The organism is Paenibacillus sp. FSL R10-2796, from assembly GCF_037965315.1.
GTDB classification, from domain to species: Bacteria; Bacillota; Bacilli; order Paenibacillales; family Paenibacillaceae; genus Paenibacillus_AQ; species Paenibacillus_AQ odorifer.
The window spans coordinates 633,761-646,131 of record NZ_CP150178.1 but is presented as its reverse complement, the minus strand read 5'-3'; the positions used below and the strand labels follow the sequence as shown (position 1 = coordinate 646,131).

The following is a 12,371-nucleotide window of genomic DNA, read 5'->3' as shown; positions in this document are numbered from 1 at the left end:
CTTCTCCCATCATTGAATCCATTCTCCCCACATTACAGACCTGTCGGCTTCTGAGGCAATAAATTTCCAACGATCGATTTTAAATTATGATCATCCTTGCTCTTTTCCTGACCGTTATCATAACCCGTAATTCGAATCTCCAAGAAATCCCCCGGATTTACTGGTTTAAAAATCAATTTTTCGCGGTCTTCCAGTCTCACGTTAAAATTCATATCCTTAAACATTTCGACTAATTCTGCTTCTCCAGGAGATGCTCCCTTATCCAGAAACAACAGTCCACGCAATTTTTTAGGACCATCATTGTGCACCACTTCAAAATGAACGATACATTCCATGCTTCTCACCTCCCTATGATAATAACTACTGCGCCTGTTCTTCCCCATCATCGCCTTGATCATACATAACATATTTGCTATGAATTTTGCTGTAACGTTCTCCATAACGCTCTACTAATTCTGCGCCCATATCCTGCTCCAGCTCGAACAAGACCATTTCCTGTGTAAAATGATTCAACAGCAGCTCCACTAACACCGGGTGCTCTGTTACCACTGCTTGCGCGGATCCATCATCATAACGCATCCCCAGCATACACCAGCTCCGGTCAATCACAAATGAGAACTTCCGTCCATCCGCCCGCTGCGAATTTTTTCCGAATGACGGCCATACTGGGTAAGAGGCAGCAGCAGCATTGCCACCGTCAAAAGCCCATAAAAGCCTAACGCCACGCAGTTCGGCCTGTTCAAGTTCGCTCCGCAGAAGCGACGCTTCCTCGCGCCACATATCCACTACAATTTCCTGCTCTGCCATGTTAAGCTGGCGAATCAGCGCCCCCATTACATTGCGGTCGCCCTCTACATTATAAAAAGAAGGACTAACAGGCCCTCCGCGAGGCATCTCACTTTCCATATAAGCCAGCGAAGCTTGAACTCTTCCCGAGATCATCGTCGCCAGCTCCTCCGGATTGAGAACACTATACCGCGCAGGCTCTCCTTCACCACATCGTACATATCCCTGCTGTGTTAGGCGCTGAAGCGCCGCATACACATTTGATCTTGAAACTCCGAGCTGTTTGGCAACCTCATAGCCAGAAGCCTGACCTTTAGTCGCAAGCTCGACCATGATTTTGGACTCCATCTCCGTGAAGCCCAGATTGCGCAGATGCAGCAGCAGCTGTTCCATCTTGTTGTCCCCCTAAGCCCTAAGCTGACTGATATCTGTACTATATTTGCTCCGATCCACAACGCGGGCACCATAAGGAGCCCTTGGGCAATTCATTCCGACAGATTTGACACTTAATCATATCACGAACACCACTGTCCTGGGTGACTGCGGACTCCTCCTGATGTTCATTCGCGTTCCAATCGCGGATGCGACGATCCAGCTCAAGCTGTCTTTGTCTTTCCCGTTCCAGCTGATCAGCATGTCTGCGATCCCGTTCAATGTCATGTTCGTTCGCCGCATATTCCTCCAATGGCAGCTCATCATCCTCTGAAGGCAGGATCTCAGAATACACCACACTTTGCGGATGGAGCTTCATTGCAATCTCCTTCTCTTCATCCGTTAGCTCATCCGCACCATAGTATTGATCCTCATCCTCTTCGTCCTCATCCACAGTTTTGACGAATACCGGCGGTGACGGAATCTTTCTTGATGTGGTTAGCTCCTCCAGCTTACTTCCACACTTTGGACAAAAGTTTGCATCGAGCGCCACAACATTGCCGCAAGAACATAACCGTTCATTTTTCAGTTCAGCAATTCTTGCGCGTTGGACTTCAATTTTTTCCTGAAGCTTGGAACAGGTCCGTGCCAGTTCTACCATTTTGCCTTCAGCTACAGACATATCCTTAGAGCGATACCCTTCATAAAAAAGCCTGCCCATTTTCGTGAATTCCACTTCCATCTCACGTTCAATATCGGAAATAAGCCCGTTCAGCTTGCCGATCTCAACAGAGCTTTGTGCTTTTTCAGTAACCCGGCTCGCACTATCTTTGATTCGTTTCATAAAACTCATTACAGTTCCTCCCTCTCCAGCGATACGTGTTTCTATCATACCAAATGTATCGAACAGATTCATTAATGTGCTTTAATACGCGATTTAGCGGAGAATGTTCCTATAAATTCTTATTTTCCCTGATTTCAGACGTTATTTTGCGTCAGGGGTTCTACATCGGTTAAAATAGAATTAATCACAAATAACGAAATTGGGAGAGTTTCAGTGGAAGAACATGACAGCACACAGCTTACGCTAAAACAGATGCAGGTACACGTTAAGGATCTGCAACATTGGCAGGATAACGAGGATTTCACAAATCTTATCAATGAGTTCAAGTCTCTGCCAGCACTCTATCGCCATGCACTAAACGATCTTGAGAATAAAATCGATGTGATCAAAACGGAATGGCAGGTCCGTGACGGCTTCAGTCCCATCGAGCATGTTAAATGCCGAATTAAAGAACCCAAGAGTATCCTTCAAAAGATGGAGCGCAAAGGTTTCGAGTTCAACTTGGAAAATATGGAGCAGCACATTCACGATATTGCAGGTATGCGGATTGTATGTGCTTTTGTTAAAGATATTTACCGCCTGGTTGATCACCTCAGCACACGCGAAGACATTCGCGTATTGGAGATCAAAGATTATATAGCCCATCCCAAGCCGAATGGGTATCAAAGCCTGCATCTTATCGTCGCAATTCCGCTCGTCCTGCTGGAAGGAACACGCTGGGTCAAAGCCGAAATACAGCTGCGAACCCTAGCCATGGACTTCTGGGCAAGTATGGAACATATTCTGTATTATAAATTCGATAAGCAGCTTCCTTCGCATGTTGCGGAGGAATTGAAGGATGCCGCACGCGCCGCCGATGAACTGGATCAAAAAATGCTGCGCCTACGCCGCGAGATTCTGGAACTTGCAGAAGGGGAATCCCCTGCCGGCGGGCAGGTTTAAGCTTTCATATTTCTACATTTCTCAAAAATTAAGGGGATGTCTCATAAGCCATGACAATGGCTGCTGGGACACCCCCTTCTTTTTAATCGATTAGGCCGTTTGATCATTACCCTTCGCCGCCGAAGCAAGGTGCTATCGGACACAGCCGATCTTATTCGCAAAATAATCCTCCATTTTGCATACTAACGGACCCCAAAGTCGCTAACGGCATAAAAAACGCCGGATCTGCGCCCTACTATATAAAATAGCTGCACTGGAGTCCGAAAACATGCTGGATAGGCGATAAATGTGTGAATAACGCCTCCTGCGTCCCTAAGCCTCAACCAACGGCTAATCATGACTCCGGCATTCCGCTGTATTCAGCCTTAAGGCTTACTAACCAAAGGCTTCCATGTAACGCCACCATCTGTAGTGGTCTGTAGAAATCCTGGACCCGCCAGCCAGCCGTTTTTCGGCGTAACAAACTGAATGTTTTCTGCCTTCGCGAATAACTGTGATGTTGCAATCATCCTCCAGCTTACTCCCCCGTTGACAGTCGCCACCAGTTTGCCGCCCTCCTGCAAAGCCCAACCTTCACGAGCGTTCAGCCATGTTGTTCTCGCTGCCTCAGTACCGAGCAATTGAGGGCCAAGCTTCCATGTCCTGCCTCCGTTATCACTTGTGTAAAACACCATACTTCGAATCCCATCGTCAACAATCTCCAGCGGCAGGATGCCTTTCATATTGTCTTTGCCTGAGAATTTAGGCGGATAACTATTACTGTAAGTAAAGGCTGCCAGAGCAGCTGGCTTCTTTAATTGCTCCGGCTTCCAGCTCTTCCCGCCATCCGTAGTTCTGAATGTTAAAATGTATTCTTGCCCATGGTTGCTGGAGGTGATCCAGCCATTCTGGGAATCCTGAAAGGTTATCCCTGTTGGATAGGCTTTAATACTCCCCGTTAGATTTCCGATTCGCTTCCAGCTGTTCCCGCCATCAGCCGTGCGATACAAGGATTTCTCCATCATCCCGAGACCAGGTTCTGAATCCAGCAGCACATACCCGTTATTCACATCGATAAAATGAATAAAACCGCCACTGTATCCTTGCTCCCAATCCTCCGTGACGGGAAGTTTTGTCTCCTTCCAGGTCTGGCCCTGATCAGAGGTATGATAGATCAGGACAGGTTGCCCTATACCATGACTACTTATAATCCAGCCATTTGTGGCATTCAGGAAAAAGCTTGCTGCGGCAAAGATGCCTGTTTCTTGTGGAATAGGAACAATATTGCTGTCCGGATGGTACCAACTACTTCCTCCATCGTTCGTAGTCCATAATCCAGTCTTATCTATTCCCCACCCATGCTTTATGTCATTCATGCTAAATTTAGCAGGATACCCCTGCAAAGAATTCATATCCGTCTTCAGCTCAGCGGTATTTATCCCCACACTCGAATCTAAACCAAGATTATCATTTACCATGTAGGATTGCAGAAATAACCCAGCAATGATTATCGGGGCAAAAACGGCATATAGTCTCAAATGAAACCCTCCTTTTTCCATTTCCTTCTATTCTATAATCATAGACAGAGTTTAATAGTAAAAGGTTACAGAAGCTTTACACAAAGAAGAAGCCGCCTCCTCAGATAGGAAGCGGCTTCTCTAAACTCCACTGCTGTTTGACTACGCCTTACTTGCACGACGGGCAGCAGCTTCTGCTACTCGATTCATAATCAAAGTTAGGCCTTCTAGAGCCTTAGGTGTCTGAGGCAGCAAAGCTCCCCAGTCTTCCGTTACCGCTGCTACTACCGGCGATGAAGGAAATGGCCTAGCCGTAATCTCATGGAACTGCGGTCCCGGCTGGTGAAGCGAACCTTCAGCAGCCGCTTCTGCAAGCCATTCCCCAGAAGAAATTGCGGGGCCCTTGCGCTCTAGCCGTGCTAATTCTGTTGCAAGCTCACTAGCTGGGGCTGCCTCTGTCTCAGAATCATCGGCAGCTATATCAGTTTCAGCCCAAAGGGCAAATATTCCATCCAGGAGTTCTCCCTTAGTAAATCCTCTCAGAGAAAGCGCCAGCAGCGGCTCTTCAGCAAGTCGTTCTTTTATAAGCTGCAGAGTCTCCGCCTGGTTCTCTAACCCTTCCCCCTCAAAGAGGGCTTGCTCCAGCTCAGTATCTGTAGGCAGAAGCTCCAGTTCCGCCAGCCCACCCGTCAATCTCCCTTGCAGCAAAGCAAATACCTCATCCGGACTTAGCGCCAGACGCCGCAATATTTCTTTTCTACGGGCAGCATGCCATACTGGAACCTTCAGAGAGAGAGGTTGCTCCGTTCTTTGTCCCTGAGGAATAGCAGAAGTACCGACATTCCATTCACCTTTTGCCCGCGACCCTCCCGTCACTTTCCCGGGCGAAGCCGTCCATGCTGCTTTTACTAATCCAGGCACAACTTCCAGCCGCATCTCTAACAGTTCACTCATTGTTCGATCCCTCCGTATTGCTCATGTCTTTCCTTACATCCAATCCTGATCCTGCAGTTCAATAAGCTCCTTCAGTTCATGATTAGACATCTCGGTCAACCATGTTTCACCAGAACCAACAACCTGCTCCGAAAGGCTTTTCTTCCGCTCAATTAATTCGTCAATACGTTCCTCCAGCGTTCCTTGGCAAATCAGCTTATGAACTTGTACGTTCTTATCCTGCCCAATTCGGAAAGCCCGGTCTGTCGCCTGATTCTCCACGGCCGGATTCCACCAGCGATCGTAATGAATAACATGATTGGCCCGGGTTAGGTTCAAACCTACTCCGCCCGCTTTAAGAGATAACACGAAGAAGGCTGGACCCTTGCCCTCTTGAAAATCATGCACCATCTCGTCCCGCTCCCGTTTTGGAATTCCCCCATGAAGGAACAGCGGCGATGTACCATAACGCTTAGTAAGCTTGCTCACCAGCAGCTCACCCATCGCTACGTATTGCGTAAAGATCAACACAGATTCGCCAACTTCAGCGACACTGTCCAGCACCTCGAACATAACCTCCATTTTACCGGAATGTTCATTGCGTGGACTCCGTCCTTCTTCTTTCCGGAATAGCTGAGGATGATCGCAAATCTGCTTCAGCTTCGTCAGAGAGGATAACACCAGTCCACGGCGAGCCATACCACTGCTCTCCCCGATCACGCCGAGCATTTCATCCACGACACCCTGATACAGGGCAGCTTGGGTCTCGGTCAGCGGGCAATAAGACTTCAGCTCCAGCTTCTCCGGTAAATCCTTAGAAATATCCGGGTCACTCTTCAGACGCCGCAACAGGAAGGGGGATACCAAGCGATGTAGCTCCCGCAGACGTTCCCCACCTTCACCAGACACATAACGCTGCCGGAAGGAATGATAGGTTCCTAAATAGCCTGGGTTTAAAAAGTGGAAAATAGACCATAACTCACCAAGTCTGTTCTCTACCGGAGTACCTGTCATAGCTATGCGATGCGGTGCCGATAATTTCATCACACTCTGTGCCTGCTTCGTCCGGTGATTTTTAATATATTGAGCTTCATCCAGCACTACTGTTGACCACTGGACATTGGCTAAATCCTCGCTGTCACGCCCTGCCAAGTGATAGGTCGTCAGTACGATATCATGACTGGTTGCCAGTTCTAAGAAGCTATCTCCCCGAACACGGCGTCCACCATGATGTATGTGTACATTAAGCGAAGGTGCAAAGCGCTGCAGCTCCCGCTGCCAGTTGCCAAGAAGCGATGTTGGGCAGAGAATCAGCACAGGCTCCTGCTTCTCTTCAGGGGGAGCACTTAACGCCCGGTCCAGCAGGCAGGTGATAACCTGCACCGTTTTACCTAGACCCATATCATCGGCGAGGCATACCCCAAAACCCAGACCACTGAGCTCGGCCAGCCATTGATAACCCCGCTCCTGATAAGGTCTTAAAGTTCCATGCAGACCCTCAGGTACGGGACGCACCGGAAGATTACGTAATACATCTCCGCGCATAAGCGATGCCAACAGCCCGGATGTCTCCATCCCAGTGACGGACATTCCTTTCCAGAGCCGATCTTCACCATCCTCGGCTTCTAGACGCATCCAATCCGCGGCAGTCATTTCTCCGTTTTCATGGCGTTTCATATATCTAAGAACCTGGCGGATTTCTTTAGGATCTATCTCGATCCATTCCCCGCGGAAACGTACAAAAGGTACACCGGCCTCTACTAATGCATTTAATTCTTCCTCACTAATCGTACTATCTCCAAGCGAGGCCTCAATACGGAACGAGATCAGCTCTTCCATACCCAGAGCTGCGGGCGCAGGGCTATCGCCCCCGTTCACGCCCGGCTGCATTTTCATCTTCATGCCAATGCGGCGGCGTCCCTCACGGCTCCAGCGCGAAGGCATCTGCACCGTTATTCCCCGATCGCGCAGCTGCTGCACCGTCTCCTTCAAAAAGAAATAAAGACGCTCCGGTTCCAAATCCGCCCCCGTAGGCGCAGGCTTAGCAAGAGCGCGCTGAATATCCGGCGATATCTTCGCAGCCCGGCCCAGCGCTATAAGCAGCTGCTGCTGGATATTGCGATAGCGTTTACCCCATAACGTAAACTCTCGTTCTTTACTACTCCAGATCGATTTGGCGGGAAACCAGAATTCCCCTTCTTCCTTATTCTCCGCCCAGAAGGTTAACCGCCAGACTTCATTATTGTTTTCATTGTCTTCTGGCGGCTCCAGCCGTAGCCCAAGACCCAGCTGCCCGCTCCGTGCTTCCTCTGGCTCTGAATGTGGCACATCGCTGCCAGCGGTCTCGTTCACAGTGACCAAAAGGTCTGTCACCTCTGCTGGAGTTCCTTGCACGGGTATATCTCGGCTTCCCGTGAGAAGGCTATTCCACCACAGTTCAGTTAAAGGGGAATAACCCCGGCGATAATTCGCTTTATAAGGGGTTAACTCACTTTCAATGCCCGCAATTACTTTTTTTATCTCAGCAGTCATTACAGCCTGCATAAAGGAGTAAAGCACATATGCTCCAGCCTCATCACGAGAGGATAAATCCCCTGCCTCTGCGATATGCGTTCCTAGTGCAAGAACAGGCATGGATGCTGCCAGCTGCAGAAAGATCTCTTTGTCCTCCTGCTTTCGGAAAGCTGGCGACCAGCAGACCGTCGCCGCCTGTTCGCCGCCGCGGCGACGTGAGCCCACAGGGCGTGGTGGCAAGGCCCCCGGCGTAATCCCGCCCGTACCCATCAGCTCCAGCGCAAAACGTGCCGCTGCTGCCCAGTAACGCAGTTCGCCGCCTGGCTCCACTCCCTGATCTCGGCATAACGTCTCATCCCATGCCAGAAGCAGTTGAAATGCATCGCTAGGAACCAAGGCGAGCCCTTCGAACGTTCGTCCGGGCAATCCGCGCCGGGCTGGCTTCCCCTCTACAGGGGGAGCCGGATATTTCACTTCTGCCAGACGCAGAGCAGCAGTTGCAAAAGGACGCACTCCTCCCTGTAGCTCCATCCGCTTCACTACGCGAGTCCAAGCGTCAACCTTCGGCTCCGAAGTTTCGCCAGAGAAGCAAAATAAAACGTCCCCTAACCATATTGCATACAGATGCTTAGTCATCGGTGATCTCCTGTCTTTTAAGCAAGCAAAAAAAGAACCAGCCCCATACCATCAGGAAGGGTAACTGCAACCTTTTCCGCGAGAAATAAATTTTGAAGCTATACAAGTAGAAGCCGCTTCTTCCTCTTTTAGAGAGGCGATGCGCTCCTGCGGTAAATATAAGGATAAAGAACTAGGACAAAACTTATATTTTCTTGAATCTTCATCTCTTCATCTTATACGAAAAAGCGCTGATTTAAAAACATTTCTGCATATTTTCTGTAGATTTTTATGAAATAAAGTTGAAGGATATAGAAACACCCAGTAATTTGATTCATTTAAAATACCCCGCACTACTGCCCTGCTATCCAAGAATGTTATGACTCACTAGTCACTTCTTTTCTTTTTATAGTCTTAATTAGGCCAAAAAGGGGTATATTCTAAATAAGCAACACCCTATTAAAAAAGCTAGGGAGTGAATTATTTGAGACGTTATAATCCTTATAAATGGTGGAACCTCGTATTCTTTGTGGGTGTAATTATCGTAAATGTGCTGGCGGTAACCTTGCCTTTGGGCGGAAACAGTACAGGAGAAATCTCTGACAAATATAAGACTTACATGACTCCTGCTGGCTACGCGTTCTCCATTTGGTCGCTGATCTACCTCTTGTTAGCCGGTTTCGTTATTTATCAATTCCGCTCCTATACAAGTTCTAGGGATTCTGTACGAGCTATTTCGTTCTGGTTTATCCTGAGCTGTGTTTTTAATATGAGCTGGCTTTTCCTCTGGCAGTATCTATACATCGAGCTTTCTTTGATTGCCATGGTGTTAATGTTAATTTCCATCATTGTTATCTATCGCCGAACGCGCCAGATCGCAAATCCTACTTCAGGTGAGAAATGGCTGATCAAGCTACCCTTTAGTATATACCTTGGCTGGATCTCTGTGGCGACTATCGTGAATGTTAGCGTTGTTCTGGAGAAAAATCATTGGGATGGGTTTGGACTTAGCGGGATAACCTGGGCCGTGATCATGCTCTGCGTGGGGACACTGCTTGCGGTGTTAGTCAGCTACCCTAACCGAGACAGCATCTATCCTCTGGTCTTCGTATGGGCTTTCATCGCGATCGCCTTGGAACATAGAGAAGCTAATGCAGTCTTTGTAACGGGCACAGTAACGGCAGGTCTTCTGCTGCTCTACAGCATTTGGCTATTGCTCACACCACGCCGCAGAAGATACAGCAGATACTGATTGTCCTCTTGATAATATAAAAAGGCAGGCTAAGAAGGTGATCCTCCTTAACCCGCCTTTTTTTGTAGAATAATCTAGAAGTGCGAAATCATATTTATTTCTTACGTGCTACCGCTTCGATCTCAACAAGTCCGTCTTTGGGAAGTCGAGCAACCTCAATGGCACTGCGGGCAGGATAAGGTTCTTTAAAGAAAGTGCTGTAAACCTCGTTAACTGCTGCAAAATCATTCATATCTTTTAGGAATACGGTGGTCTTCACTACATGATCCAGTGATGCACCAGCTTCCTCAAGAATAGCTTGTACATTGCTAAGTGCTTGACGAGCTTGTTCCTGAACGCCCTCAGCCAAATTCCCTGTCTCGGGATTAAGGCCCAGTTGTCCTGAAGTGTATACCCAACTACCGGTGGTAATGGCTTGACTATAAGGACCAATGGCTCCTGGTGCTTTTGTAGTAGCTACTTGTTTTTTACTCATCTTGTTACCCCTCTCCATTAAACGCTGATCATTTATTGTCCATTGTAAGTCCTGTTCTCACCGTAATGCAAATTTATTAGCAGCCCGAAAAACTTAACGTTTTCCAATCACATGTATTACTTCATTCGTGTAGATATGCAAACCATGCGTGTCAGCAGAGGCAATGTTAACCATAGCTCTCGCCACAGTTACACCAGGTATGGCACGATATTTAGCCGCTTTGCCAACCATCACAAACTCCAGCGCTTTCATCAATCTAGCCGCGACGCGTTCTCCCAGTCTGAATTCCTTACGATGACCCAGCAGCAAGGATGGCCGAAACAAATGCAGCCCTTGAAAACCGATTTTGCTTAACGCTTCCTCTGCTCTCCCCTTAGTCCGACTGTAGAAATTGCGCGATTTGGCATCTGCACCCATGGATGAAACAACCAAGAACTGTTTAACACCGTGATCTCTCGCAATAGCAGCAGCTGCAAGCGGATAATCCAGATCGACACGTTCGAACTGCTCTTGTGAACCTGCCTTCTTGATCGTAGTCCCGAGGCAACAGAAGATGGAATGAACGCCTTCGAACGAATCGCTATACTCCGCCAGGCTCTCCCAATCCACAACGATTTGCTTAAGCTTAGGATGTTCTAAAGCTAATGGAGTCCGTACAAGCACTCTCACCTCACCCCAACCTTCACGATTCAGCAATTCCTCCGTAACCGCTTTCCCTACTAATCCAGTAGCCCCTAATACCAACGCAATCCTTAACATGGAATAGTCCCCTTTACTTCTATTCGTCCTTTAGAATACGACGGCCCAGCAGGAAGGCAAGAGCGATCATAAGCGTTCCCACTACCAACTGCATACCGTATACTTGGGTCCATTGCGGCCAGTGGGCAATTTTTTCATACAGCTGTCCCCCAATAAGCGGACCAAAAAAGGATGATAAACCCGTAAGCGCCGCATAGGTCGCCATATACATAGGCCGTTCTTTTTTCGGCGTGTCTCCAATAATAAAATTAAAGGCCAGCTGGTTGAAACCGCCTACACCTACACCAAAAACAATATGAGCGGCAAACAACACCAACAGCATCGGCAACACAGACAAGAGTCCCCACATCAACGAGGACAAGGCAATAATCGGCAACGTAAAGAACAACAGACGTTTATTGCTATATTTTGCATTTAGATTACCCCAAACGTAGAAACTAGCCATCATAAAAAGAGTCTGGGACACATTAAGCAGTGATAACGTTTCATAATTTATATGAAGTAACTGCAACATGACATACGAGTATAGCGGAACAGTTAAATTCTGCAGCAGCAACCAGGCGGCCAGAAACAAAGTAGACTTCATAAATAAAGTATCTTTAAGCGGTTTCTTAAACATCGGCAAAAATTTATGTTCTTCCGATTTCTCGAAAGGCACGTCGGGATAAAAAAAGAATACAACGACGTTAGAGATCGCGAAGATCCACACAACAATATAAAGAATCAGAAAACCATGGCTACCGGGATAACGATCCAAAACGATACCCCCACCGTACATCACCAGACTACCGAGTGCATTCAGGAACGTATTACGAATCCCAAAATAACGTCCACGCACACGTGCCGGAACAAGATCGCTGATCACAGAGCTCCATAGCACACCACCTGCCGTATTAGCAATAAATGCAGTAGTATATAAGGCTATAAAAGCCATGACCCAATACTCTTTAGGAAAAATAAACGGAATTAGCCCCGTAGAACTCCAAAGTATCCTATGCAGGCCGATAAAAGTAACCATAGCCCATTTGCGGCTTGGCAGCTTCTGAATCAAAAAAGCTACCCCGATCTGCATCACGTTAACCAAAGTGGTAAGCGCTAGCACAAATCCAATTTGACTTGAAGTGGCTCCTAAATATAGCAGGAATCCTGTTAGAAACTGCCCTTGCAGCAGGACCTGGAAAATGGTCGATGGCACACCTTCCCAGGTAGCAATGCGCAAATTCCTGCGATGTACTGAGGTTTTACGGACACGCTTTGAACTAGTAACTGTGTGCTTAGTTTCCATGTTGTTCATAGAAAGGTGTAACACTCCTTTGATGCGGCATTTGCTTCATTCTACTCCGCATCAATCTACTGTCAATACGCCAAATTAACAAATAATAT

General features: G+C 47.7%; 11 protein-coding genes. 2 read left to right on the top strand and 9 right to left on the bottom strand.

Annotated elements, in window-relative coordinates; genetic code table 11:
• Nucleotides 1-32: 32 nt before the first annotated feature.
• Genes NST58_RS03025 through NST58_RS03015 form a run of 3 tightly spaced genes read right to left on the bottom strand, consistent with a single transcriptional unit; the run spans nt 33 to nt 2,011 of the window.
• Entirely contained in the window at nt 33-335 is a 303-nt protein-coding gene (locus tag NST58_RS03025) for a hypothetical protein (RefSeq protein ID WP_038568522.1), read from the bottom strand.
• 25 nt (nt 336-360) lie between these two features.
• The gene (locus NST58_RS03020; RefSeq protein WP_076124492.1) at nt 361-1,179 is read right to left on the bottom strand and encodes a TrmB family transcriptional regulator; all 819 of its coding nucleotides are present in this window, start codon (nt 1,177-1,179) and stop codon (nt 361-363) included.
• 40 nt (nt 1,180-1,219) lie between these two features.
• A complete protein-coding gene (locus tag NST58_RS03015; RefSeq protein WP_076193702.1) occupies nt 1,220-2,011 on the bottom strand; it encodes a zinc ribbon domain-containing protein in 792 nt (263 codons plus the stop codon).
• A gap of 204 nt (nt 2,012-2,215) precedes the next feature.
• On the opposite strand from NST58_RS03015, the gene NST58_RS03010 reads away from it, so the two are divergent.
• On the top strand, nt 2,216-2,944 hold the full coding sequence (locus NST58_RS03010; protein ID WP_076218890.1) for a GTP pyrophosphokinase family protein: 729 nt from the start codon (nt 2,216-2,218) through the stop codon (nt 2,942-2,944).
• Nucleotides 2,945-3,309: 365 nt separating this feature from the next.
• On the opposite strand, the gene NST58_RS03005 is transcribed toward NST58_RS03010, so the two are convergent.
• From NST58_RS03005 to NST58_RS02995, 3 genes are all read right to left on the bottom strand, one after another.
• Entirely contained in the window at nt 3,310-4,461 is a 1,152-nt protein-coding gene (locus NST58_RS03005) for a YCF48-related protein (protein ID WP_339246158.1), read from the bottom strand.
• 141 nt (nt 4,462-4,602) lie between these two features.
• The gene (locus tag NST58_RS03000) at nt 4,603-5,394 is read right to left on the bottom strand and encodes a hypothetical protein (RefSeq protein WP_339246157.1); all 792 of its coding nucleotides are present in this window, start codon (nt 5,392-5,394) and stop codon (nt 4,603-4,605) included.
• A 33-nt stretch (nt 5,395-5,427) separates the two neighbouring features.
• Nucleotides 5,428-8,523, bottom strand: coding sequence for a DEAD/DEAH box helicase (locus NST58_RS02995; protein ID WP_339246155.1), 3,096 nt, complete (start codon nt 8,521-8,523; stop codon nt 5,428-5,430).
• A gap of 463 nt (nt 8,524-8,986) precedes the next feature.
• On the opposite strand from NST58_RS02995, the gene NST58_RS02990 reads away from it, so the two are divergent.
• Nucleotides 8,987-9,754, top strand: coding sequence for a TspO/MBR family protein (locus tag NST58_RS02990; RefSeq protein WP_076124500.1), 768 nt, complete (start codon nt 8,987-8,989; stop codon nt 9,752-9,754).
• Between the two features lie 94 nt (nt 9,755-9,848).
• Here NST58_RS02990 and NST58_RS02985 read toward each other — a convergent pair whose 3' ends face one another.
• From NST58_RS02985 to NST58_RS02975, 3 genes are all read right to left on the bottom strand, one after another.
• Entirely contained in the window at nt 9,849-10,229 is a 381-nt protein-coding gene (locus NST58_RS02985; protein ID WP_036682524.1) for a RidA family protein, read from the bottom strand.
• Nucleotides 10,230-10,322: 93 nt separating this feature from the next.
• The gene (locus NST58_RS02980) at nt 10,323-10,988 is read right to left on the bottom strand and encodes an oxidoreductase (protein WP_339246153.1); all 666 of its coding nucleotides are present in this window, start codon (nt 10,986-10,988) and stop codon (nt 10,323-10,325) included.
• Between the two features lie 19 nt (nt 10,989-11,007).
• The gene (locus tag NST58_RS02975) at nt 11,008-12,273 is read right to left on the bottom strand and encodes an MFS transporter (RefSeq protein ID WP_036682545.1); all 1,266 of its coding nucleotides are present in this window, start codon (nt 12,271-12,273) and stop codon (nt 11,008-11,010) included.
• Between the last annotated feature and the right edge of the window lie 98 nt (nt 12,274-12,371).